The organism is Dolomitihabitans soli, from assembly GCF_022213955.1.
In the GTDB taxonomy this organism is placed as follows: domain Bacteria; phylum Actinomycetota; class Actinomycetes; order Streptosporangiales; family Streptosporangiaceae; genus Streptosporangium_A; species Streptosporangium_A soli.
Genome location: NZ_JAKNTW010000001.1, coordinates 106439 through 129455 on the forward strand (window position 1 = coordinate 106439; position 23017 = coordinate 129455).

General features: G+C 70.8%; 23 protein-coding genes. 13 read left to right on the forward strand and 10 right to left on the reverse strand.

The annotated features are described in order from the left end of the window. Window positions 1-30: 30 nt before the first annotated feature. The gene (locus tag MBA17_RS00475) at window positions 31-1080 is read right to left on the reverse strand and encodes a phenylacetate--CoA ligase family protein (protein ID WP_238494182.1); all 1050 of its coding nucleotides are present in this window, start codon (window positions 1078-1080) and stop codon (window positions 31-33) included. Next, complete coding sequence (locus MBA17_RS00480) at window positions 1077-2144, reverse strand: LLM class flavin-dependent oxidoreductase (protein WP_238494183.1); 1068 nt, start codon at window positions 2142-2144, stop codon at window positions 1077-1079. The genes MBA17_RS00475 and MBA17_RS00480 overlap by 4 nt, the downstream gene beginning before the upstream one ends. 116 nt (window positions 2145-2260) lie before the next feature. Here MBA17_RS00480 and MBA17_RS00485 point away from each other — a divergent pair, with 116 nt between their 5' ends. Next, window positions 2261-2794 (forward strand): hypothetical protein, encoded by a 534-nt coding sequence (locus MBA17_RS00485; protein ID WP_238494184.1) that lies wholly within the window; start codon window positions 2261-2263, stop codon window positions 2792-2794. A 215-nt stretch (window positions 2795-3009) separates the two neighbouring features. Here MBA17_RS00485 and MBA17_RS00490 read toward each other — a convergent pair whose 3' ends face one another. Continuing rightward, entirely contained in the window at window positions 3010-3981 is a 972-nt protein-coding gene (locus MBA17_RS00490) for an acyl-CoA dehydrogenase family protein (RefSeq protein WP_238494185.1), read from the reverse strand. 132 nt (window positions 3982-4113) lie between these two features. On the opposite strand from MBA17_RS00490, the gene MBA17_RS00495 reads away from it, so the two are divergent. Further along, window positions 4114-5856 (forward strand): proline--tRNA ligase, encoded by a 1743-nt coding sequence (locus tag MBA17_RS00495; protein WP_238494186.1) that lies wholly within the window; start codon window positions 4114-4116, stop codon window positions 5854-5856. 41 nt (window positions 5857-5897) lie between these two features. Here MBA17_RS00495 and MBA17_RS00500 read toward each other — a convergent pair whose 3' ends face one another. The 4 genes from MBA17_RS00500 to MBA17_RS00515 are packed head-to-tail and all read right to left on the reverse strand — an operon-like array spanning window position 5898 to window position 9670. Continuing rightward, window positions 5898-7385, reverse strand: coding sequence for a tripartite tricarboxylate transporter permease (locus MBA17_RS00500; protein ID WP_238494187.1), 1488 nt, complete (start codon window positions 7383-7385; stop codon window positions 5898-5900). Between the two features lies 1 nt (window position 7386). Next, on the reverse strand, window positions 7387-7857 hold the full coding sequence (locus tag MBA17_RS00505; protein ID WP_238494188.1) for a tripartite tricarboxylate transporter TctB family protein: 471 nt from the start codon (window positions 7855-7857) through the stop codon (window positions 7387-7389). Then, window positions 7854-8849 (reverse strand): Bug family tripartite tricarboxylate transporter substrate binding protein, encoded by a 996-nt coding sequence (locus MBA17_RS00510; protein WP_238494189.1) that lies wholly within the window; start codon window positions 8847-8849, stop codon window positions 7854-7856. Before MBA17_RS00510 ends, MBA17_RS00505 begins: the two co-directional genes overlap by 4 nt. Continuing rightward, window positions 8846-9670 carry an alpha/beta hydrolase family protein gene (locus tag MBA17_RS00515; RefSeq protein WP_238494190.1) on the reverse strand — a complete coding sequence of 275 codons (825 nt, stop codon included), beginning with the start codon at window positions 9668-9670 and terminating at the stop codon, window positions 8846-8848. Before MBA17_RS00515 ends, MBA17_RS00510 begins: the two co-directional genes overlap by 4 nt. A 130-nt stretch (window positions 9671-9800) precedes the next feature. Between MBA17_RS00515 and MBA17_RS00520 the strand changes: the two genes are divergently transcribed. After that, window positions 9801-10898, forward strand: a complete 1098-nt coding sequence (locus MBA17_RS00520) for an ArsR/SmtB family transcription factor (protein ID WP_238494191.1) — start codon at window positions 9801-9803, stop codon at window positions 10896-10898. A 4-nt stretch (window positions 10899-10902) separates the two neighbouring features. Here the strand turns inward: MBA17_RS00520 and MBA17_RS00525 are convergent, their stop codons facing one another. Together MBA17_RS00525 and MBA17_RS00530 are read right to left on the reverse strand one after the other, a co-directional pair. Then, complete coding sequence (locus tag MBA17_RS00525) at window positions 10903-11424, reverse strand: ferritin-like domain-containing protein (protein ID WP_238494192.1); 522 nt, start codon at window positions 11422-11424, stop codon at window positions 10903-10905. Window positions 11425-11438: 14 nt separating this feature from the next. Beyond that, window positions 11439-11942, reverse strand: a complete 504-nt coding sequence (locus MBA17_RS00530) for a hypothetical protein (protein WP_238494193.1) — start codon at window positions 11940-11942, stop codon at window positions 11439-11441. A gap of 198 nt (window positions 11943-12140) precedes the next feature. Between MBA17_RS00530 and rimP the strand changes: the two genes are divergently transcribed. The 8 genes from rimP to truB all read left to right on the forward strand — a co-directional run bounded on the left by rimP (window position 12141) and on the right by truB (window position 20156). Further along, window positions 12141-12638 (forward strand): ribosome maturation factor RimP, encoded by a 498-nt coding sequence (gene rimP / locus MBA17_RS00535; protein ID WP_238494194.1) that lies wholly within the window; start codon window positions 12141-12143, stop codon window positions 12636-12638. A gap of 22 nt (window positions 12639-12660) precedes the next feature. Beyond that, window positions 12661-13653, forward strand: a complete 993-nt coding sequence (nusA, locus tag MBA17_RS00540; protein ID WP_238494195.1) for a transcription termination factor NusA — start codon at window positions 12661-12663, stop codon at window positions 13651-13653. Next, on the forward strand, window positions 13637-13942 hold the full coding sequence (locus tag MBA17_RS00545; protein WP_238494196.1) for a YlxR family protein: 306 nt from the start codon (window positions 13637-13639) through the stop codon (window positions 13940-13942). Before nusA ends, MBA17_RS00545 begins: the two co-directional genes overlap by 17 nt. Window positions 13943-14087: 145 nt before the next feature. Next, on the forward strand, window positions 14088-17306 hold the full coding sequence (gene infB, locus MBA17_RS00550; RefSeq protein WP_238494197.1) for a translation initiation factor IF-2: 3219 nt from the start codon (window positions 14088-14090) through the stop codon (window positions 17304-17306). A gap of 78 nt (window positions 17307-17384) precedes the next feature. Then, a complete protein-coding gene (locus tag MBA17_RS00555; RefSeq protein ID WP_238494198.1) occupies window positions 17385-17684 on the forward strand; it encodes a DUF503 domain-containing protein in 300 nt (99 codons plus the stop codon). A 63-nt stretch (window positions 17685-17747) separates the two neighbouring features. Continuing rightward, window positions 17748-18224 (forward strand): 30S ribosome-binding factor RbfA, encoded by a 477-nt coding sequence (gene rbfA / locus MBA17_RS00560; RefSeq protein WP_238494199.1) that lies wholly within the window; start codon window positions 17748-17750, stop codon window positions 18222-18224. Then, window positions 18221-19264, forward strand: coding sequence for a DHH family phosphoesterase (locus MBA17_RS00565; protein ID WP_238494200.1), 1044 nt, complete (start codon window positions 18221-18223; stop codon window positions 19262-19264). The genes rbfA and MBA17_RS00565 overlap by 4 nt, the downstream gene beginning before the upstream one ends. Next, the gene (truB, locus tag MBA17_RS00570; RefSeq protein WP_238494201.1) at window positions 19257-20156 is read left to right on the forward strand and encodes a tRNA pseudouridine(55) synthase TruB; all 900 of its coding nucleotides are present in this window, start codon (window positions 19257-19259) and stop codon (window positions 20154-20156) included. The genes MBA17_RS00565 and truB overlap by 8 nt, the downstream gene beginning before the upstream one ends. Before the next feature lie 99 nt (window positions 20157-20255). Here truB and MBA17_RS00575 read toward each other — a convergent pair whose 3' ends face one another. Further along, window positions 20256-21293, reverse strand: coding sequence for a TRM11 family SAM-dependent methyltransferase (locus MBA17_RS00575; protein WP_238494202.1), 1038 nt, complete (start codon window positions 21291-21293; stop codon window positions 20256-20258). A 139-nt stretch (window positions 21294-21432) separates the two neighbouring features. Between MBA17_RS00575 and MBA17_RS00580 the strand changes: the two genes are divergently transcribed. Beyond that, on the forward strand, window positions 21433-22386 hold the full coding sequence (locus MBA17_RS00580) for a bifunctional riboflavin kinase/FAD synthetase (protein WP_238494203.1): 954 nt from the start codon (window positions 21433-21435) through the stop codon (window positions 22384-22386). 164 nt (window positions 22387-22550) lie between these two features. Then, complete coding sequence (gene rpsO, locus MBA17_RS00585) at window positions 22551-22820, forward strand: 30S ribosomal protein S15 (RefSeq protein WP_238494204.1); 270 nt, start codon at window positions 22551-22553, stop codon at window positions 22818-22820. Window positions 22821-23017 lie beyond the last annotated feature (197 nt).

The window sequence follows — 23017 nt, forward strand, 5'->3', positions numbered from 1 at the left end:
CGACCTGCCTGACCTGCGCTGCCTGCGCTGTCAGCCGGTGAGGCCGGTCCGATCGCGGCCCAGGTGGTGTCCTCGCAGGTCGGTCACCGTGCCGGGGCTGGGCGCCTCGGCGATCTCTCCGGCGACCTCCACGGTGATCGACACCGGGGTCAGCGATCTGACCGTCTCCTGGATCCGGCTCCGCCACATCGGGTTGCCGACCAGGCTCGCCCTGCCGAAGGTCACGGTCAGCGTGGCGGCGTCGAGGGTTCCGGGCCTGGACAGCGTCAGGTTCCAGGTGGCGACGCCGTCGATCCTGGACAGGGCGCTCTCCACGCGGGCCAGCGAGAGCCACACGCCGCGCACGAGCACGTGCTCGCCGACCGTGTGCTCGGGCGCGGCCGGTTCACCCGCCGCGCCGACCCTGGCCACCTGCCCGGTGCGCAGCACGGTCTCCCCCCGCGCGATGACCAGCTCCGCGAGCCCTTCGGGGTACGGCGGGCCGGGCAGGAGGTGATCCTTGCCCGGAGCCGCCAGCCCGAGTCCGCTGCCGGTCAGTGGTGTCAGCGCGGCGGACTGCGAGGATCTCCAGGCCAGCGCGCCGCCGTGGAACGGGCTGGCGTAGACCTCGGTCACCTCCGCCCCGAACTCGCCCGCCAGGTGCCCGAGGGTGCGCTTGGTGGCGATCTCGCCGGTCAGGATGAGCTGCCGCAGTCCGAGGTCCAGCGGGTCGAGGAGGAATTCCAGGTGCAGGCGGGCGAGCAGGTCCATGGCGCCGGTCGGCGTGCTGACCAGGGCGGTCGCGCCGAGCACGCGGAGCGCGTGGTGCAGGCGCAGCCGTCCGCGCGGGCCGATCGACGCCGCCGCGGCCGCGGTGCCGGCCGCCGCCTGCGCCCACAGCGGGCCCGCGGGTTCGGCCAGGGCGACCATGACCCGGTCGTTTCCGCCGATCCCGGCGGCTCGGAGGGCGGCGCGGGTCAGTTCGGTGTCCTCCGCCGTGAGCGGCATGACACTGCCCGCGTCGGGGGCCATCAGGAGCAGGCCGCCGGCCGTACGGGCCGTGGCGCACAGGTCGTCGCGGGTCAGCCAGCGCCGGGTCACCGGGCGACCTCGGCCATGAACAGCTCGATCGACGCGCAGACCGCGTCGTGCGGGAGGCCGCCCACCTGGGCCTGCATGATCAGGTCGGTGGCGCCCGCCTCGGCGATCCTGGCCAGGGCCTTGCGTGAGCCCTCCACGTCGTCGATCACCACCATGTGGTGCTCGCGCAGCGTCTCCATGGCCTCCTCGGGCGGGAGCCCGGCGGCGAGCTGCCCGAGCACCCGATGGGTGGCGTGCCGCGCGTCGTAGTAGCCGGGCGGGGTGACCAGGTTGACCTGGCGCCTGATGTACCAGAGGACCGGGTCGGCGGCGACGGCGTACGCCTCCTCCCTGGTGGGCGCCACGAACCAGGGGATCATCAGGGCGATCCGCCGGGTCGCCGGGTCGAAGCCGTGCTCGGCGAGGCGCTCCTTGTATTTGGCGATGTCCTCCGCCACGTCGTCGATGCCCTTGACCATGGTCATGCCGAGCAGGTTGTAGCCGTGCCCGGCAGCCGCGAGATAGCCCTCGAGGGAGGTGGAGGCGACCCAGACCGGGGGATGCGGCACCTGCGCGGGACGCGGGTAGACGGCGACGTCGGGGATCTCGAAGAACTCGCTGGACCGGGTCACCGGCTCACCGTCGGCGTTCCAGATGGCCAGCACGGCCTCCAGGGAGTCCTCCCAGATCTTCCTCGACTGCTCGAAGGGGCGCTGGAACGCCTGGTACTCCAGGGGGGAGGCGCCGCGGCCGGTGCCGAACTCGACCCTGCCGCCGGAGAGCACGTCGAGCGTCGCCACCCGTTCGGCGGTGCGGATCGGCGACTGGAAGGGGAGCAGCACCACGCCCAGCCCCAGCCGGATGCGCCCGGTGCGCTGGGAGATCGCCGCCAGCACCAGGTCGGGGGCGGATGAATGGGAGAAACCCCTGGTGAAGTGGTGCTCCACGAACCAGGCGGTGTCGATGCCCAGCCGGTCTCCCAGGACGACCTGATCGATCACATCGCGGAAGGTCCGCTGTTCGACCTCGCGGGTTCGCCCGCGCACCTCCAGCTCGTAACCCAGGCTGATCCGTAGGGACGTCATCCGCGCCTCCGTCACTGCTTCCTAACAAGCGCTCGCTTGGTGAGATTACCAGTCAGGTGAGAACGCAACAAGCCAGGGCTTGCGGGGAGGGCCTGACGCGATCAGAGTGGGGTTCCGTGACCTCTGGGGCGCAGAACCGGCGAAGAACGGGCGAACGACGCCCCAAGGACGGCACGCCCGCAGAGGCCGGCGCCGGCCCGCCGTCCGGCGAGGACCCTCCGATACCCTCCGCGCCTCGCAAGCCGGTCGATGGGCCCAGGTACGAGGCGCTCGGGCGGGTGATGGCGGTGCTGGCGACCGAGGCCGAGCTGATCGAATCGTGCCGTGACCTGATGTGGTGGCCGGGCCCCGACGGCAGCTGGCACATCGAATGGCGCGACGGGCCGCTCGCCTCCGAGGTCGCCACGCTGCTGGCGGGACACGTCCGCGACCCGGCCCTCGCCGACACCCCGGTCGTCCTCGGCGAACCGGCGGCCCGCGCGTTCGCCGAGGTCGACGTGCTGGGCGTGCGCTTCGTGCTGCGCGCCATCGACCCGCTGGGCCGCGAGCGCGTACTGGCCCGCCGCAGCCTGTGGCGGCTGCGCGAGGCCCTCGACACCACCCGCTCCACCACCGCCCGCCACCCGTGGGAAGAACTGCTCGGCGGCTAGCCGGCACGCATGCCCACGCGGCCGGCAGGGCTCCACAAAACCCGGCTCGCAAGCCCCGACTCACAGACCGGGCTCACAGACCGGGCTCACAGACCGGGCTCACAGACCGGGCTCACAGACCGGGCTCACAGACCGGGCTCACAGACCGGGCTCACAGACCGGGCTCACAGACCGGGCTCACAGACCGAGCTCACAAACCAGGGCTTAAACCCGGTTCACAGACCCGCGGCGCTCGCCAGGCGGGCGCGGTGTGACTGGGGCGGGCCCAGGAGTTGGGCGTCGGAGGTGGCGCGCTTGAACGCGAGGTGGGCGTCGTGTTCCCAGGTGATGCCGAGCCCGCCGTGGATCTGGATGTTCTCGCCGGCGGCGGCGAGGTACGCCTCGGTGCAGTAGGACCCGGCGATCGCGGCCACCACCGGCAGGTCGGCTGGATCCGCGCGGGCCGCCGCGTACGCCGCCGAGCGGGCCGACTCCACCAGCAGCAGCACGTCGGCGAGCTTGTGCTTGACCGCCTGGAACGACCCGATCGGCCGGCCGAACTGGTGCCGCCGCAGGGCGTGGGCCACGGCCGACGCGAGACAGCGCGAGGCCCCGCCCACCTGCTCGGCCGCCAGCCCGGCGACGCCCGTGTCGCGCACCATGGCCGCCGCCGCGCCGTCTCCGGCCCGCCGCGCCGGGACGCCGTCGAAGGTCAGCTCCACCAGCGGACGCGTCCGGTCCAGCGTCACGTACGGCACGCGGCGCGTGGGCACGGCCTCCACCAGGGCGTCGCCCACGAAGGCCAGCACGATCTCGCCGTCGAGCGCGTGCCCGGCGGTTCCGGTGAGCCGGTCGCCCGTGAGGGTCAGATCGGCGTCGGACGGGAGGATCACGGTCGCGGTCGCGGTGCCGGCGGCCAGCGCGGGGAGCAGCCGGGACATCGCGTCCTCATCGCCGCCCGCGACCAGCGCCGACGCCGCGAGCACGACGGTCTGGAGGTAGGGCAGGGGTGACAGGGCGCGGCCCAGCTCCTCGCAGACCACGGAGACCTCGGCGAGGCCGCGGCCCGCTCCGCCGTACCGTTCGGGGATGGCGAGGCCCGCTATGCCCAGGTCGCCGCAGATGCGCTCCCAGGAGGTGCCGGGGCGGGCGTCGAGAAAGGACCTGACGGTGTCGCGCAGTTCGCGCTGGTCGTCGCTCAGCCTCACGGGGAGAGCATAGACCAAGCGAGTGCTTGCTCGTCGCGGCGGAATATCCTCTTCGTGCCCGCCGCCGAGCCGATAACCTGTAAGCCTTCACCGGCCCATGTCAGCGGGCCCGTCAATCCACTGGGAGTAGCCGTGCTACTGCGAATGTCGTCGTTGTTTCTTCGCACCCTGCGGGACGACCCGGCGGACGCGGAAGTGCCGAGCCACAAGCTCCTCGTCCGCGCCGGCTACGTCCGCCGCGTCGCGCCCGGCATCTACTCGTGGCTGCCGCTGGGCAAACTGGTCCTGGAGAACGTCACCAGGATCGTCCGCGAGGAGATGAACCGGATGGGCGGCCAGGAGGTGCTCTTCCCCGCCCTGCTGCCCCGCGACTACTACGAGGCGAGCGGCCGCTGGACCGAGTACGGCGACCTGCTGTTCCGCCTCAAGGACCGCAAGGGCGCCGACTACCTCCTCGGGCCCACCCACGAAGAACTGTTCACCGACATGGTCAAGGGGGAGTATTCCTCCTACAAGGACTTCCCGGTCACGCTCTACCAGATCCAGACGAAGTACCGTGACGAGGCCAGGCCCCGCGCCGGGATCCTGCGCGGTCGCGAGTTCGTGATGAAGGACTCCTACTCCTTCGACCTCGACGACGACGGCCTCAAGCGCTCCTACGAGCAGCACCGCGAGGCGTACATCAAGACGTTCGAGCGGCTCGGCATCGACTACCGGATCTGCTTCGCCATGTCCGGCGCGATGGGCGGCTCCGCGTCGGAGGAGTTCCTGGCGCCCGCGCCGAGCGGCGAGGACACCTTCGTCTCCTGCCACTCCTGCGGCTACGCGGCCAACGCCGAGGCGGTCACCACGCCCGCGCCGCCCGAGGTGACGGGGGAGCGGCCCCCGCTCCGGGTGCTCGACACGCCTGGCACGCCGACCATCGAGACCCTGGTCGACTTCGTCAACGAGCGGTTCGGCCTCGGCGTGACCGCCGCGCACACGCTCAAGAACGTCGTGCTCAAGGTGCGCACCCCCGGCAGCGACAAGGCCGAGACCCTGGTCGTCGGCGTGCCCGGCGATCGGGAGGTCGACTTCAAGCGCCTGGAGGGGGCGCTGGCCCCCGGCGTGCCCGAGATCTTCGAGGCGGCCGACTTCGCGAAGCACCCCGGCCTGGTCCGCGGCTACATCGGCCCGCAGGTGCTCAAGGACCTCGGCATCACCTATCTGGTCGACCCGCGCGTCGTCACCGGCAGCTCCTGGGTCACCGGCGCCAACGAGCCGGGTAAGCACGCCGCCGACGTCGTGGCCGGCCGTGACTTCGTCCCCGACGGCACCATCGAGGCCGCCGAGATCCGGGCCGGTGACGAGTGCCCGCGCTGCGGCTCGCCGGTGTCCATCGACAGGGGCATCGAGATCGGCCACATCTTCCAGCTCGGCCGCAAGTACGCCGACGCGGCCCAGCTCGACGCCCTCGGTCCCGACGGCAAGCAGATCCGGATCACCATGGGCTCGTACGGCATCGGCGTCTCCCGCGCGCTCGCGGTGATCGCCGAGCAGAAGCACGACGAGCTGGGCCTGGTGTGGCCGCGCGAGGTCGCCCCCGCCGACGTGCACATCGTCGCCACCGGCAAGGACAACCAGATCGAGGTCGCGCTCGACCTCGCCGGCGAGCTTGAGGCCACCGGCCTGCGGGTGCTCGTCGACGACCGGAAGGGCGTGTCGCCCGGCGTGAAGTTCAAGGACGCCGAGCTGCTCGGCGTGCCCACCATCGTGGTTATCGGCCGTGGCCTCGCCCAGGGCGTCGCCGAGCTCCGCGACCGGGTGACCGGCGTCAAGGAGGAGATCCCGCTCGCCGAGGCCGCCGCACTCGTCGCCGCCGCCTGCCGTACCTGACGAAACCGGCCCGCCGCCCCGCGAGGGGCGGCGGGCGCGTTCTACTTCTTCGTGCGGCCGCGGCGGAGTACGGCGGGGCCGGCCAGGCAGGCGACCGCGATCAGCAGGATGACCAGCGAGACCGGGCGGGTGAGGAAGACCGTCGGGTCGCCCTCGCTGAACGCCAGCGCGCGCCGGAACTGCACCTCCATCAGCGGGCCCAGCACCGCGCCCAGGATCAGCGGCGCCACCGGATAGCCCGCGCGGCGCAGTACGAAGCCCAGCAGGCCGAACCCGTAGGCGATGAACACGTCGAACACGCTCTGGGAGATCGAGTAGACGCCCAGCGTGGCGAAGGTCAGGATGGCCGGGGTGAGCACCGCCGCGGGCACGCTGAGCAGCTTCACCCAGAGCCGGATCAGCGGCAGGTTCAGCACCAGCAGCATCACGTTGCCGATGTAGAGGCTGGCGATCAGCGTCCACACCAGAACGGGCTGCTGGTCGAAGAGCAACGGGCCGGGCTGCACGTTGTAGATCTGGAAGGCGATCAGCAGCATGCTCGCCGTGGCCGACGTCGGGATGCCCAGGGTGAGCAGCGGCACCAGCACCCCGGAGAACGCCGCGTTGTTGGCCGCCTCCGGCCCCGCGACCCCCTCGATGGCGCCCTCGCCGAACTCCTCCTTGTGCTTGGAGAGCCGCTTCTCGACGTTGTAGCTGAGGAAGGTGGGCAGCTCCGCGCCGCCCGCGGGCAGCGAGCCGATCGGCAGGCCGAACGCGGTGCCGCGCAGCCACGGCTTCCACGACCGGCGCCAGTCCTCGCGGGTCATCCCGATCTTTCCGCTGACCGCGACCGTCCCCGGCCCGTCGGTGTGCCGTCCGGCGGCCGTCGAGACGGCCTCGGCCACGGCGAACAGGCCGACCGCGAGGGCCACCACCGACAACCCGTCGTACAGCTCGGGGATCCCGAAGGCGAGGCGCGGCTGGCCGGTCATCCCGTCGATGCCGACCATGCCGATCGCCAGGCCGAGGAAGAGGCTGGACAGCCCGCGCACGATCGAGGAGCCCATCAGCGAGGTGACGGTGACGAACGCCAGCACCATGATCGAGAAGTACTCGGCGGGCTGGATCAGCTTGGCGATGTTCGACATCGCCGGCGCGAGGAAGGTGATCACCACGGTGGAGATCGTGCCCGCCACGAACGATCCGATCGCCGCCGTGGCCAGAGCCGCCCCCGCCCGGCCCTTCCTGGCCATCGGGTACCCCTCCAGCGTGGTGGGGATCGAGGCCGTCTCGCCGGGGATGTTGAGCAGGATGGCCGTCGTGGAGCCGCCGTACATGCCGCCGTAGTAGATGCCGGAGAACATCACGAAGGCGCCGATCGGATCGAACACGAAGGTGAGCGGCAGCAGCAACGCGATCGTGGTCGCCGGGCCGAGGCCGGGCAGCACGCCGACCAGCGTGCCGAGGGTGACGCCGACGACGGCGAGCAGCAGATTCTGCAGGCTGAGCGCGTGGCCGAACCCGTCGAGCAGGTTACCGAGGACGTCCATCTCAGATCGCCAGCCTGATGAGTCCCGGCGGCAGCGCGATGCCGAGGACCCGGTCGAACACGAAGTAGGTCACCAGCGCCAGCACCAGCGCCACCGCGACGTCGCGCAGCGGCCTGCGGCTGCCCAGGACGCGGGCCACGGCGGCGAAGAAGAGCGTGGTCGCCTGCCAGTAGCCGACCGGCGTGAGGATCAGGGCGTAGACCACCAGCGCGCCGACCAGCAGCAGCACCGAGGGCCAGTGCGTCTCCTCGCCGCCTGCCGTGCCCTCCCTGAACGCCTGCACCACACCGGCCACGGCGACGGCCGCCATGCCTGCCCCGACGAGGAGGGGAAAGGCCCGCGGGCCGACCGCCTGGTACCCGTTCCCCTCCGGGATCATGAACGCCTGGGCCAGCACCACCACGGCGGCGACCAGGAATCCGGCGGCCACGATCCGCCGCGACCGGCCAGGGGCGCCCGCTTCTTCGTTCACTCGCCCAGCCCGAGTTCGCCGAGGATCGTGGTGACCTGCTTGCGCTGTTCGGTCAGGACCTTCCCGAACTCCGCTCCCGGGGTCCAGTCCTCGGTCCAGTTGTTCTGTTCGAGCAGCTTCTTCCAGCACGATGTCTGGCGCATCCTGTCGACCAGCTTGATGACGTCCTGCTGCTGCTCGGGGGTCAGCCCGGCGGGCGCGAGCACCCCGGCCAGCGTCGAGACGGCCTGGTCGGCCAGGCCCAGCTCCTTCATCGTCGGCGCGTCCACGCCGGCGGCCCGCTGGTCGCCGTCCACGGCCAGCACCTTGAGCGTGCCGGCCTCGATCTGCGGGCGCAGCTCCGCCACCGTGTCGATGCCGACCGTGGCGGCCCCGCTGAGCAGCAGGTTCATCGACTCGCCGCCGCCGGCCGTGGGCACGTAGTTGATGTCCTTGGCCGAAATGCCCTGGCTCTTGGCCATCCCCGCCACGGTCATCTGGCCGGGCCCGCCCAGCGACCCGCCGGTCCACTTGACGCTCCGCGGCTTGCGCTTCATCACGGCGAGCAGCTCGGTGAGCTCGCCGTACGGCGAGGCCTTGGGCACCACGATGGCGCTGGGACCCCTGCTCAGCCCGGCGATGGGGGTGAGGCTCGTCAGGTCGACGGGGGAGTCGTTGTTGACGATGCCGCCGAGCATGGTGACGCTGTCCATGACCATCAGCTGGTACGGGTCGCCCTGCTTCTTCGCGAACTGGGCCAGGCCGATCGTGCCGCCCGCCCCGGGGACGTTGGTGACGGTGGCCTCCACGGAGGCGACCTTGCACTGGCTGAGCGCGTTGGCGACGCCCCTGGCACGGGTGTCCCAGCCGCCGCCGGGACTGCCGGGCGCCATGATCGACAACGCCTTGCTCGGGTAGGCGGCGTCGGCCGACTCGGCGGCGTCGCCGACGGCGCAGCCGCTCGCGAGCGCGGTCATCGCGACGGTGACGGCGGCGAAATTCATGATCTTCATGTGAGCTCCCGGGGGGTGAGAATCGAGGCGAAGAAGTCCTGGACCGGCGCGAGCACCCGCATCGGCTCGTGCGCGACGCCGTCGACCATGTCGAACCTGACCCGGATGCCGTGCTCCTCGAAGTTGTCGCGGAGGGCCATGAGCCGTTCGATCCGGGTGCTGCCGTGGGCGTCGGCGCCGTCCATCCAGTTCGAGTCCCCGGCGTTGTTGATCTCCCAGGTCTCGGTGTCCGCAGCGCCCACGACCATCTGGACGGGCACCTCCCGCAACTCCTCCACGCGGGGGGCGCTGCCGAACTCCGCTTCGAATCCCCGTAGCCCGATCCACCACGGGCTACCGCGATCGATGTACGTTATCCGCCCTGGTGCACCAATTGAAACGCCGAGCAGCCGATCCGGGTGCAGGTAGGCGAACCGGTGGGCGAACTGGCCGCCACCGGAGAAGCCGTGCAACAGGAACCTGCCGGTCGCCACGTTGAAGCGCTCTCCCACCTCCTCCACCATGGAAAGCAGCAACCGGTCGAACCTGATGTCGCCGTAGCGGATGAACTTGAAGTTGTGCAGGTCCGCCGGGTCGCCGATGCCGGCCGGGAAGAGCGGCGCGAGCACCATGCACCCGTGCTCCTCGGCCCAGCTCGCGAAGTTGTCCCGGTACTGCGGCCCGCGCCGCCCCGTCCCGTGCTGCAGTACGGCGAGCGGCACCGGGTCCGCCGTGACCGAATGCGCGGACGGCACATAGAGGCAGTAGGAGAAACGCTGGTCATGGCGCGAGGCGAAGATCGTGGTCGCCCCCGCCGAATAGAACCCGGTGGGGTGCTTCACTTGCCCACCCTCAACTGACGCCATTTGTCCGGTCCTCCAAAGTCGCATGTCAGAGGCACACCTTGGAGAACACGGCGGGCCGTCACAAGAGGATTGACGGCAATGCGGTAATCGCCTGCACACTGAGGGGATGACCGTGACGTTGCTGCTCGGGTCGCCGCACGAGCGGTCGGTCCTCCTCCACCAGTCCCCGCTGGCCGAGCTGTGCGCCTGCCTGCACGCGCTCGACGAGCCGGGGCACCATCCGGGCAGCGCGCGCTGGGTCGCGACGGCCCACAGCGAGGTCGACGACACCCTGCTGGCCCGCGCGGTGACCTGGGCGCCGCTGTGGAGCGCGTTCCGCGCCCGCTACCTGCTGCCCGTGTCGGCCGCCACCAAGGCCACCCTCGACGCCGAGCTGGCCGGGATCGAGGCGCTGCCCCCGGCCGACTTCGTCGCGATGACCGTGCAGGCGCTGATCGGCAAGAACGACACCGCGCTCGCCGGCCCCGACCTGAGCGACGGGGTGATGCACCGCCTCTGGCTGATCTCCTCCAGCAGGCTGGAACTGGGCCTGCGGTTGCGGGAGGACCCGGGCGGTTTCCGGCGGCGGCTGCTCGACTTCCTCGCGGACTTCTCCGCCGCCGCCTTCGAACGGGAGTGGCCGCAGGTCAAGCCGTTGCTGGAGCACGACGCCGCGCTACGCCGCCGAGCCCTGCGCCGGCGCGGCCCCCTGGTGCTCGGCGACTTCCCGACGGCCACCACGCACGACGACCCGCCCCGCGTCACCCTCGACAAGCTCTACAACGCCACCGCGCGCATCGACGAGCACCGGCCGTGCATCCTGATCCCCACCGTCCACGGCAGGCCGCACTTCGTGGTCAAGCACTTCCCCGGCTATCCCGTCGTGATCCAGCACGGGATCGAGCACGGGATTCAGCAGGGGGTCGAACACGGCGCCGCCGACGACCCGGTTCCCTCCCTGGAGACCGTACGGCGCCGCCTGGCCGCGCTCCAGGACCCGACCAGGCTCAAGCTCTGCTACGCAATCCTGCGCAACCCCGTGGCGACGGCCGAGCTGGCCACGCAGCTCGGGATGACCGCGCCGCAGGTCTCCCGGCACCTGCGCAGGCTGCGGGAGGCCGGGCTGGTCCACTTCCACCGGCGTGGCCCCGTCGTCTACTACCAGCTCGACGCCGAGGCGATCGGCAGGCTGGGACCGGACCTGCTGTCGGTGCTCTACCGCTGAGCGGTCACCCTCCGGGAGCCGCCGAGGCGGGGGCGTCGGCCGGGGTCGCCTGGGTCGTCGGGGTGGCGGGCGCGGGGGACGGGGTGGCGGGCCGCAGGCCGGGCAACGCGGTGATCTCCGGGCGCAGGCCGTACGACCTCGTGACGGACTCCTGCATGGCCAGGGCGGCGAGCCGGCGCACGGGCCCGTCGTCGACCGCGACCAGCTCCAGGTAGACGGCTGTCACGCCCTCCTCCACGAGGGTGGCCAGGCGCACGGCCTCGGCGGAGGTGCCGGGCCGCAGCGGCAGCGTGTAGGAGGGCTCGGCCTCGACGGGGGTGCCGCCGCGCCCGTTGATCAGCGTGCGGAGCTGGTCGCGCCGGTTGCGATGGGCGGCGTGGGCGGCGGTCAGCAGGGACCGCTGCCGCCCCTCGACGCGGGCCGCGCCGAGACTGTAGGCGTAGACGGCGGCGTGCTCGGCGGCCAGCGCCTTCAGCAATGCCGCCAACAGGGCGTCCCGGGCGCTCACAGTGGTCGTGGCGCTCACAGTGCTCACAGTGCTCAAAGGGGCCTCGACAGGGCTTGGACGTGCGCGGCCTCGCAGGCGCCGATACTGGCCAGGAGCTGGGCGAGTGGCGGGGAGACCGACTGGAGCTGCTTGGGCCTGGCGGCGGCGGCCTTGCGTTCGGTGTCGCGCAGCCGGGTGCGCGACACCTTCCCGGGCGAGGCGCCCCCCGAGGGAGCCGGCGACGCGGTCTGTGCGGTGACCGGTGCAGTCGCCGGTGTGGTGGCGGGCGGGAGCCGGCGCCGGAGCTCCGCCAGATGCACCTTGTGCCGCTCAAGGAACGGGAGAAGGGCGGGCTCGTCGGCCGCGGCCCTCTCGTACAGCGCGATGGTCCGCTCCTTGCCGGCGATGACCTGCCGCAGCAGCTCCACCTGCGGATCGGGTGGGGCGGGGGCCACCGGCTCGGGCTCGTTCGCGGCGCACCCGGCCATCGCGGCGACGGCGGCTCCCATGGCGCCACCGCGGATCAGGGCGCGCCGGGTCAGGCGACGCGGACGCACGGATGGGCCTCCCGGACAAGACGCTGCTGTATCTCTCTGCCGACGCCCTAGCATGGTACGGCCCGCCGCGAGGAGATGGCCGCAGGCGGGCTCGCACGCTGGAGAGTGGCGCTCTTTCCGTCCCAGGGTGTGGATAGGCTGGTTAACCGCATGGGCGAGGTCCGCCCGATTGAGATCGTGACAAAATAGGAGGTCGGCATGGGAAGAGATTCATCCCGTGACCGCCTGATGAAGCTCCTTGATCCCGTGGTCGTGGGTGAGGGGCTCGATCTGGAGGATGTCACGGTCACCCCGGCGGGCAAGCGGCGGGTGCTGCGCGTCATCGTCGACCGTGACGGTGGTGCGAGCCTCGACGACATCGCCGACGTGAGCAGGGCGATCTCGGCGGCGCTCGACGCCGACGACGTCATGGGCGGCACCCCGTACATGCTCGAGGTCACCTCTCCGGGCGTGGACCGGCCGCTGACGGAGCCGAGGCACTGGCGCCGCGCGGCGGGCCGCCTGGTCAAGGCCGAACTCGGTGATGGCACGGAGGCCGAGGGCCGGGTGCTCGTGGCCGACGACTCAGGAGTGGAGCTCGACGTGTCGGGCACACCACGCCGATTTGACTTCAAGGACCTCACCCGTGGCCGGGTGCAGGTCGAATTTCGCCGGCTAGACGACGCTGACGACGGCGACGACGGCGAAGAGGGCTAAGGGGGGCCTCGTGGATATCGACATGAGCGTTCTGCGCAGCCTGGAGCGGGAGAAGGACATCTCCTTCGAGCTGGTGGTCAAGGCGATCGAGGATGCGCTGCTGATCGCCTACTTCCGCACCGAGGGCGCGGCCGCCAAAGCCAGGGCGCAACTCGACCGGGATACCGGTCATGTCACGATCTGGGCGGCGGAGATCGATGAGGGCGGCGAGATCGCCAGAGAGTACGAGGACACTCCGGGAAACTTCAGCCGTATCGCGGCGACCACCGCCAAGCAGGTGATCCTGCAGCAGTTGCGCGACGCGGAGGACGAGGTCAACTTCGGCGAGTTCGCCAGCCGCGAGGGCGAGCTGGTGGCGGGCATCATCCAGCAGGGCAAGGACCCTCGGGTGGTGCTGGTCGACCTCGGCAAGATCGAGGCGGTGCTGCCGCACAACGAGCAGGTGCCCGGCGAGGACTACGTCCACGGCGAGCGGATCCGCTGCTACGTCGTCCAGGTCAAGAAGGGGCACAAGGGGCCGTCGGTGACGCTCTCGCGTACCCATCCCGGCCTGGTGAAGAAGCTGTTCGCGCTGGAGGTGCCGGAGATCGCCGACGGCACCGTGGAGATCGCCGCCGTCGCCCGCGAGGCGGGCCACCGTACGAAGATCGCCGTGCGGTCCCGCAGGCAGGGGGTGAACCCCAAGGGCGCCTGCATCGGGCCGATGGGGTCACGGGTGCGTAACGTCATGACGGAGCTCCACGGCGAGAAGATCGACATCATCGACTGGTCGGACGAGCCCGCCGACTTCGTCGGGAATGCCCTTTCTCCCGCCCGCGTTTCTCATGTTGAGGTGCTGGATGCCGAGGCCCGCGTGGCCAGGGTGACCGTGCCCGACTACCAGTTGTCCCTGGCGATCGGCAAAGAAGGGCAGAACGCCCGGCTCGCGGCACGCCTCACGGGATGGCGGATCGACATCCGTCCGGACACGATGATCGGGGATGCCGCCGGTCCCTACGATGCGTCAACAAGGTAAGCTGAAATATGGTGGCCAGGCGGCCCCGCTGAGAACATGTGTGGGCTGCCGGGTTCGCACGGTCAAGTCCGAGCTGCTCCGCCTGGTGCTGGTCGAGGGTGTTATCGTCCCCGACCTGCGAGGGCGGCTACCAGGTCGAGGTGCGTCACTGCATCGAAACCTCGGTTGCCTGGAGCTCGCCGAGCGTCGCCGAGCACTCCCACGCGCGTTTCGTGTCGCTGGGACGCTCGATGTGACGCGGGTGCGTGCCCACCTGGAGGAGCGAGACGAAGATGGAGGAACCGCGTGAAGGTTGCCAACTGTCATGTAGGACGCCGAGTTGATGGGCGGGTCAGATAGCGATGAGCGCCTGATGAGCATGCGGCGATGAGTACGACTAGGTAGCGACGGTCCGGCGGCACTGCAAGCCTCCCCGGGCCGAGTAAGGGAGTGCAGTGGCGAAGGTCCGGGTCTACGAGCTCGCCAAGGAGTTCGGCGTTGAGAGCAAGGTCGTAATGGCCAAGCTCCAGGAGATGGGCGAGTTCGTGCGTTCGGCGTCCTCGACCATAGAGGCGCCGGTGGTCCGAAAGCTCACGGAAGCGTTCTCGGGCGGGTCCAAGGGGTCGTCCGACAGATCAAGGTCGTCCCATAGGGCGACGCCCCGGCCGGGTGACAGCCAGGCCGGCAATGGTGCTCAGGCACCCAGTAGCAATGCCCCCAAGCCGGGGCCGAGGCCGGGCCCCCGGCCCACCCCGGGTCCGGCGAGTGGGCCGAGTCCCGTGGTGAGCGCGCCGAGTCCGGTGGAGAGCGGGCCGAGTCCCGCGACCCCGGTGCCGCCGCGCCCGCCTGTGCCGATGCCGCACAGCCCGCAACCGCAGGCCGAGCAGCAGCCGGTTCAGCAGCCGCCGGCACCGCAGCAGCGTCCCGAGGCCGTCCAGCGGCCCGAGGCCGCTCGCTCGGCGCCTCCGGCGCAGCGGCAGGGGCCTTCCGGTCCCAAGCCGGGCCCACGCCCCGCGCCGCGTCCCGCCGCCCAGCAGAGTCCCGCGGCTCCGGCCGCCGGTCCGGGTGCGGGTGCCGGTGCGGGCACAGGTGCGGGTGGTGGCCGTCCGGCCGGCGGCGGGAAGCCGGGACCGCGTCCCGGCCCTCGTGGTCCGCGTCCGGGCAACAACCCGTTCTCCTCGAACGCCAGCGGTATGGGCCAGCCCCGTCCGCCGCGCGGTGGCGGCCGTGACAGCGGTCCTCCTCGCGAGGCAGGTGCGGGCGCCGGAGCCGGAACCCGCGAGCCGCGGCGTGACGGCGGCGGTCAGGGCCCTGGTCAGCGTGAAGGCGGCATGCCGCGTCCGCCCGCGGGCCGTACCGGTCCGCCCGGTGCGGCAGGTCCCCGGCCCGGTGCCGGTGGCCCGCGTCCCGGCGGCGGTCCCGGTGCCGGTGGTCCGCGTCCCGGTGGTCCGCGTCCCAACCCGATGATGATGCCGCAGCGCCCTGCCCCCGGCCCCGGTGGCGGTGGCGGTGGCGCCGGTCGTCCTGGTGGCGGCGGTGGTCGTCCTGGTGGCGGCGGTGGCGGCGGTGGTCGTCCTGGTGGCGGCGGTGGCGGCGGTGGTCGTCCTGGTGGCGGCGGCGGCGGTTTCGCCGGTCGTCCCGGTGGTGGCGGCGGCGCCGGTGCTCGCACCGGAACCGGTGGTCCCGGTGGTGGCGGCGGTGGTTTCGCCGGCCGTCCGGGCGGCGGTGGCCGCGGTCGCGGCGGTGGCACGGCAGGCGCGTTCGGCCGCCCAGGCGGTCGGCCCGCGCGTGGCCGCAAGTCGAAGCGGCAGAGGCGCCAGGAGTTCGACAACATGCAGGCCCCGGCGATCGGTGGCGTGCAGGCTCCCCGCGGTGGCGGTCAGACGATCCGTCTCCCGCGTGGCGCCTCCCTGTCCGACTTCGCCGACAAGATCGGTGCGAACCCCGCGTCGCTGGTGCAGATCATGTTGCACCTCGGCGAGATGGTGACCGCCACCCAGTCGGTGAACGAGGAGACGCTTCAGCTCCTGGGCGCCGAGCTCGACTACGTCATCCAGGTCGTCAGCCCGGAGGAGGAGGACCGGGAGCTTCTCGAGTCCTTCGCCATCGAGTTCGGCGAGGACGAGGGCGACGAGGGCGACCTCGCCGCGCGTCCGCCGGTCGTGACCGTCATGGGTCACGTCGACCACGGTAAGACGAAGCTGCTCGACGCGATCAGGAACACCAACATGGTGGCGCGCGAGGCGGGTGGCATCACCCAGCACATCGGCGCCTACCAGGTCGAGACCCAGCATGAGGGACAGGACCGCAGGGTCACCTTCATCGACACCCCGGGTCACGAGGCGTTCACCGCCATGCGTGCCCGTGGTGCCCAGGCGACCGACATCGCGGTGCTGGTCGTCGCGGCCGACGACGGTGTGAAGCCGCAGACGATCGAGGCCCTGAACCACGCGCAGGCGGCGGCGGTCCCGGTCGTGGTCGCGGTCAACAAGGTCGACAAGGAGGGCGCGGACCCGGGCAAGGTGCGGGCCCAGCTCACCGAGTACGGCCTCGTCGCCGAGGAGTACGGCGGCTCGACGATGTTCGTCGACATCTCCGCCAAGAACGGGACCGGCATCGAGAACCTTCTCGAGGCGATCCTGCTCACCGCGGACGCCGAGCTCCAGCTGCGGGCCAACCCGTCGATGGACGCCCAGGGCCTCGCCATCGAGGCGAACCTCGACAAGGGCCGTGGCCCCGTCGCGACCGTGCTGGTTCAGCGCGGCACGCTGCGGGTCGGTGACTCGATCGTCTGTGGCGAGGCCTTCGGCCGCGTCCGGGCGATGCTCGACGACAACGGCGAGGCCGTGACCGAGGCAGGCCCGTCGAGGCCGGTCCTGGTCATGGGTCTGACCGCGGTGCCGAGCGCCGGTGACAACTTCATAGTGGTCACCGACGACCGGATGGCGCGTCAGATCGCCCAGCAGCGTGCGGCACGCCAGCGCAGCGCCGACATGGCGCGGTCGGGTCGCAGGCGCACCCTCGAAGAGCTCTTCAAGGACATGGAGAAGGGCCAGGTCGACGAGCTCAAGCTCATCATCAAGGGCGACGTCTCCGGTTCCGTCGAAGCCCTCGAGGACGCCCTGCTCAAGATCGACGTTGGCGAAGAGGTCAACCTCAGGGTTCTGCACCGCGCTGTCGGTGCGATCACCGAGTACGACGTCAACCTCGCCATCGCCGACGAGAACGCGGTCATCATCGGCTTCAACGTCCGGCCGGAAGTCCGTGCACGCGACCTCGCCGAGCGCGAGGGCGTGGACATCCGCTACTACTCGGTCATCTACCAGGCGATCGAGGAGGTCGAGGCAGCCCTCAAGGGCATGCTGAAGCCGGAGTTCGAGGAAGTCCAGATGGGCACCGCCGAAGTCCGCGAGGTCTTCAAGGTGCCGAAGATCGGCAACGTGGCGGGCTGCCTGGTCCGTTCGGGCACGATCGTCCGCAACAGCAAGGCCAGGATCATCCGCGACAATGCCGTCGTGGCCGACAACCTGACCGTCTCCTCACTGCGTCGTTTCAAGGACGACTCGACCGAGGTCCGCGAGGGCTTCGAGTGTGGTATCGGCGTCGGCTACAACGACATCAAGCTCGACGACGTCATCGAGACGTTCGAGATGCGGGAGAAGCCGCGCGCCTGACGCTTCTCGCACCCGCCGGGGTACGGCTCGCATGCCTACCCCGGCGGGACCGGGAGCGTCTCGCGGGGCGAGGCTGACATGTACGTTGGTGCTCTGACTTTGGACATCCTGCTCGGCGACGTTCACTCGCTGAAGCAGAAGCGCTCGGTGGTGCGTCCCATCATCGCCGAGGTGCAACGACGGTTCCCGGGTGTGGCCGTCGCCGAGACCGGGAATCAGGATCTGCACCGCCGTGCCGAGATCGGGATCGCGGTGGTCTCCGCCTCCGCCGCGAACTGCGGCGAGGTGCTGGAGGGGTGCGAGCGCCTGGTGGCTTACCGCCCGGATATCGAGTTGCTGTCCGCCAAGCGGCGGCTCTACAACGAAGACGAGGATTGACGCCAGACGACCGGCCGGAGCCGCCCTCCGCGCCGGTCGTCTTCGCCAGGAGGGGGAGCGAATATGGACGCCGCACGCGCGCGTAAGCTGGCCGATCGGATCCAGCAGGTGGTGGCGGAGATGCTCGAGCGCAGGATCAAGGATCCCCGGCTGGGGTTCGTGACGGTCACCGACGCACGCATCACCGCCGACCTGCGGGACGCCACGGTCTTCTACACCGTGTTCGGTTCCGACGCGGAACGCGCCGACAGCGCCGCCGCACTGGAGAGCGCCACCGGCGTCATCCGTTCGGAGGTCGGCAGGCAGACCGGGCTGCGCCACACCCCTACGCTGACCTTCACGCACGACCCGCTGCCCGACAGCGCCAAGCACATCGACGGCCTGCTGGCCGAGGCCAAGGCCAGGGACGACGAGATCGCCAAGCGGGCCGAGGGCGCGGTGCACGCCGGCGAGGCCGACCCGTATCGCAAGCCCGGTGAGCCGGAATCCGAGGAAATCGGCGACGAGCCGTCTGACCACGCGGGATACTCCGCAACGTGACGGGAGACGACCGGCTCCACGGCGCCGGCTGCCGGGTGCCGGAGCAAGATTGGGCCAGGGCCATCGAGCTGATCTCCTCGGCGCCCGAGGTCGCTCTCGCCTGCCACGTGTCGCCCGACGGTGACGCGCTGGGCTCGATGCTCGCCACCGGGATGGCGCTGCGCGTCCTCGGCAAGAACGTGGTGGCCTCCTTCGGCGACCAGCGCTTCGCGGTGCCCCGGCTGCTCCGCTTCATGCCCGGCCAGGAGTTGCTGGTCGAGCCCGCCGCCTACCCGGAGTCGCCGGCCCTGATGGTCACGTTCGACGCCTCCACCGTCGACCGGCTCGGCCTGCTGGGCGACAGCGCCGTGAAGGCGAGGGAGCTGGTCGTGCTGGACCACCACCCCTCGAACACGGGGTTCGGCACGATGGGGCTGATCGATCCCGCCGCCGCGGCGACCGCGGTGGTCGCCGAGGAGCTGATCCACCGGCTCGGTGTGGCCGTCGATCGCGACATGGCCGTCTGCCTGTACACCGGCCTGGTGACCGACACCGGTTCGTTCAGACACGCCTCCACCACGCCCGCCGCGCACGCGATGGCGGGCCGGTTGATCGCGACCGGTCTGCGCACCGACGAGATCGCGCGCGAGCTGTGGGACCGTTCCCCGTTCGGCTACCTCAAGGTCCTCGGCGCGGCGCTCGACCGGGTCGTGCTCGAACGGGAGTCGGCCGGCGGCCTCGGCCTGGTGTGGACCTACGTCCCCCGGCTCGACCGGGCGTCGTACGGCCTGCCGTACGACGAGGTGGAGGGGATGATCGACGTCATCCGGCGGACCGACGAGGCCGAGGTCGCCGTGGTCGTCAAGGAGGACGACGAGGGCGCCTTGCAGGTGTCGACCAGGTCCAAGGGCGCGGTCGACGTCGCCCGTGCCTGTTCGGCGCTGGGCGGCGGTGGCCACAGCCGGGCGGCCGGCTTCACGTCGCACCTTCCCGTCGAGGAGACCATGGCCGCGCTGCGTGGCCTGCTCTCCGCCACTCCTGAGGACGTTCGAGATGAGTAGGGCACGTGCCGACAGGGTTCCGCCGCCCAGCGGGCTGATCATCGTGGACAAGCCGTCCGAGTGGACCTCGCACGACGTGGTCGGCAAGCTGCGGGGCTTGGCGGGCACCAGGAAGGTCGGCCACGCCGGCACGCTGGACCCGATGGCCACCGGTGTGCTCGTGGTCGGCGTGGAGAAGGCGACCCGGCTGCTCGGCCACCTCGCGCTCACCGAGAAGGGCTACGACGCGACGATCCGCCTGGGCCAGTCCACCAACACCGACGACGCCGAGGGCGAGATCATCGCCACGGCCGACGCGGCGGGAGTGGCGGAGGACGACATCGTGGCCGGCGTGGCCAAGCTGACCGGACACATCATGCAGGTCCCCCCGCAGGTCAGCGCGATCAAGGTGAACGGCGAGCGGTCCTACAAACGCGCCAGGGCGGGGGAGTCCTTCGAGCTGCCCGCCAGGCCGGTCACCGTCTCCGGTTTCGAGATCGTCTCGATCCGCAGGACCGGGCACACCGTCGACGTCGACGTTTCGGTGACCTGTTCGAGCGGCACCTACATCCGCTCTCTCGCCCGTGACCTCGGCGACGGTCTGGGCGTCGGTGGCCACCTGACCTACCTGCGCCGTACCCGGGTCGGTCCCTACGATCTCTCCCAGGCCCGCACGATCGACCAGCTCGCGACCGAGTGCGTGATCATGCCCATCGCCGAGGCGGTGGACGCGGCCTTCCCGCGCCGGGACCTGACCGCCGAGGAGGCCGCGTCGGTCTCGCACGGCGGGCGGCCCGCCGCGACCGGTCTGGGCTCCGGCCCCATCGGCGCCTTCGCCCCCGACGGCACGCTGATCGCCCTGCTGGAGGAACACGGCAAGATCGCCAAGCCGCTGGTCGTCTTCGTGGCCTGAGCCTCGGACGCCTCGGGCGGGTCGGTTTGATCGGGCGGTGGCAGGTGGCCGGGCCCGATCCGCTGTCCGGCGGACCGGCCCGCCTCGCAAGGCCGAGCTTCAGGCGGGTACGCGGGCGATCAGGATGTCGCGGGTGATGGCCTGGTCGACCCGATGCTCGAAGGCGCGGTAGTCGGCCGAGTCGAGCACGTCGAGCCCGCTCGCTTCCATGATCTTCGCCAGCTCGTCACGGCGGGCGACATAGGTGTTCCAGGAGATGCCCATCGCGCCACCGGGCCGGAGCAGATCGCGCCAGAGCGGGATGGCCGCCTGCAGGAGCTGGAGCGGACTGCGCGACAGGGCGGACCCCGCGCCCCGGCTGCCGTGCTGCACGCCGTACGGGGCGTCGGTCACCAGCAGGTCGAAGGAGTGGGCCTTGAGCAGTTCGCGGCTTCGGAGGGTGTCCGCGTTGATCATGGTGACCTGGTCGACCCGGCCGGCCTTGTAGAGCTCCTTGGTGCGGCCGAGGGTGACGTGCAGGCGTCTGCCGAGCTGGGTGCGGTCGCGCCTGATCGGGGTGATCTCGGCGGAGTGCTTGAGCCGCCGGTTCTTGAGCCAGGTGCGCAGGAAGGTGGCGTAGGCGTCGAAGTCCTTGCCGTCGAGGTCGATCCCGGTGGCGTCGTAGCCGTACATCAGCGCCTGGTTCAGCGTGGTGCCGCGGCCGCACATCGGGTCCAGCACCGACAGCTTTCGGTCCAGCAGGCCGGACGGCCGGTCGGTGGACAGTGCGGTGATGTTCAGCAGCAACCTGGTGAAGTGCTCGTTCGTCTTGCCCGCGTACTTCTGGATGGTGATCAGATCGCTGGCGAACTTGTCGAGCGGATGTACGGCGAGCGGTCTGAGCAGCTCGCCCTCCATCGCGAACAGCGCGTACATCGACGAGAGGTTGGACAGGAACGCGATGTCGGACGCGTCCAGCTCCGACGCCTCGAAGGTGACATAGGGGACACCGCCGATCATGGTCTCCGCGATGTCGCCCGCCTTCCCGCCGAGGGCCGTGCCGTTGAAGACGGCCAGCTCGCTCCTCGTCAGCCGGACGGCGCTTTCGCCGTAAACCCGGTTGAAGGCGGGTAGAATCAGAATCGCGTATCTGGCCATGGACCTGTTATTCGAGTGGGCGACGGGGTTGGCGGCCCGATTATAACGGGCTAGACGCTCCTACCCCGGTGCGGCGCGATGCGTGCGAGCATGGCAGTCTTATGCCGGGAAATCCGTCCACCGGAGGATCGAGGTCAACGTGCGGAGCTGGCACGGACTCGGCGATGTGCCCGCAGGCTGGGGCAGGTCCGTCGTCACGATCGGGGTGTTCGACGGTGTGCACCGCGGGCATCGGCTGATGGCGGAGCGCGCGGTCGCGATGGCGCGGGAGATGGGCGTGCCCTCGGTGGCCGTCACCTTCGACCCGCATCCGGGCGAGGTGGTCAGGCCCGGCACCCATCCACCCCGGCTGACCTCACCCCGGCACCGCATCGAGCTGCTGGCCGCCCTGGGCGTCGACGAGGTGTGCGTGCTGCCCTTCACCCTGGAGTTCTCCCAGATGACTCCGGACGAGTTCGTGCAGACGGTGCTGGTCGACCGGCTGCACGCGGCGGGCGTCGTGGTGGGCGAGAACTTCAGGTTCGGTCACCAGGCGGCCGGCGACGTCGAGACACTGCACACCCTGGGCGACAAATACGATTTCGTGGCGGAGGCGGTTCCCCTGGTCAGCAACGGCGAGGCGATCTCCTCCAGCCTGGTGCGCGAGCGCCTGGTCGTCGGCGACGTGGCGGGCGCGGCCGACGCGCTCGGCCGCTCGCACCGCGTCGAGGGCGTCGTGGTCCGGGGCTACCAGCGCGGGCGGCAGCTCGGCTTCCCCACCGCCAACGTCGAGTCGCCGCAGTTCACCGCGATCCCCGCCGACGGCGTCTACGCCGGTTGGCTGCAGTGCGTGCCGGTGGGCAACATCCCCGCGCCCTACGCGGGCGAGCGCTGGCCGGCCGCCATCTCGGTCGGCACCAACCCGACTTTCGAGGGCGTGCCCCGCACCGTCGAGGCCCACGCGATCAACCGCGACGACCTCGACCTGTACGGCGCGCACGTCGCCGTCGACTTCGACGCCCGGCTTCGCGACAACCTGAAATTCGACTCCATCGAGGCGCTCGTCGCCCAGATCCACCGTGATGTCAGCGAGGTCGGCCGCCTCACCTCCTGATGGTCTCCGGCTGCGATGCGTGATGGTAGCCTTACATGTCGGCTACACATCGGCGGCGATTGACGCTGCCCGTCTGATGCCACTCGCCACGGCGACTGTAGGTACGCACGGTCGTTCGGGCTATCCCATTTGCGCGTGCCCCTGGAAATAGACAGAGGAGAGCTGTGTCCCTCGACACTGCCGCCAAGAAGACGATCATCGCTGAGTATGCCACCGCTGACGGCGACACCGGGTCTCCGGAGGTCCAGATCGCGCTGCTCAGCAAGCGGATCTCTGAGCTCACCGAGCACATGAAGACCCACAAGCACGACTTCCACAGCCAGCGCGGCCTGCTGCTGCTCGTCGGCCGCCGCCGCCGTCTGCTGAAGTATCTGCAGAACAAGGAAATCGCACGTTACCGTTCGCTCATCGAGCGGCTGGGCCTGCGCCGATAGTGTGAAAGGGGAGCGGCGCTCGCGCCGCTCCCCTTCTACTGTCCCGCGGTGGAGATCCGCCGGGGACCCCGGATTCCGGATTTGGGGATCCGGATAGGGAAAGGCCCGGCGCGTCGCCAGTGGCGGCGCCGGGTCGCTCAGCAAACTGAATAGCCGAGAAAGCCCCCGCGTCCGCACAGCAAGCGCGCCCCGTGGCG

Excerpts from the sequence above, each read along its gene's own strand:
- MBA17_RS00480 (WP_238494183.1), bottom strand. The coding sequence starts at position 2,144 with ATGACGTCCCTACGGATCAGCCTGGGTTACGAGCTGGAGGTGCGCGGG.
- MBA17_RS00500 (WP_238494187.1), bottom strand. The coding sequence starts at position 7,385 with ATGGACGTCCTCGGTAACCTGCTCGACGGGTTCGGCCACGCGCTCAGC.
- MBA17_RS00510 (WP_238494189.1), bottom strand. The coding sequence starts at position 8,849 with ATGAAGATCATGAATTTCGCCGCCGTCACCGTCGCGATGACCGCGCTC.
- MBA17_RS00520 (WP_238494191.1), top strand. The coding sequence starts at position 9,801 with ATGACCGTGACGTTGCTGCTCGGGTCGCCGCACGAGCGGTCGGTCCTC.
- rimP (WP_238494194.1), top strand. The coding sequence starts at position 12,141 with ATGGGAAGAGATTCATCCCGTGACCGCCTGATGAAGCTCCTTGATCCC.
- nusA (WP_238494195.1), top strand. The coding sequence starts at position 12,661 with ATGAGCGTTCTGCGCAGCCTGGAGCGGGAGAAGGACATCTCCTTCGAG.
- MBA17_RS00545 (WP_238494196.1), top strand. The coding sequence starts at position 13,637 with ATGCGTCAACAAGGTAAGCTGAAATATGGTGGCCAGGCGGCCCCGCTG.
- MBA17_RS00555 (WP_238494198.1), top strand. The coding sequence starts at position 17,385 with ATGTACGTTGGTGCTCTGACTTTGGACATCCTGCTCGGCGACGTTCAC.
- rbfA (WP_238494199.1), top strand. The coding sequence starts at position 17,748 with ATGGACGCCGCACGCGCGCGTAAGCTGGCCGATCGGATCCAGCAGGTG.
- truB (WP_238494201.1), top strand. The coding sequence starts at position 19,257 with ATGAGTAGGGCACGTGCCGACAGGGTTCCGCCGCCCAGCGGGCTGATC.
- MBA17_RS00575 (WP_238494202.1), bottom strand. The coding sequence starts at position 21,293 with ATGGCCAGATACGCGATTCTGATTCTACCCGCCTTCAACCGGGTTTAC.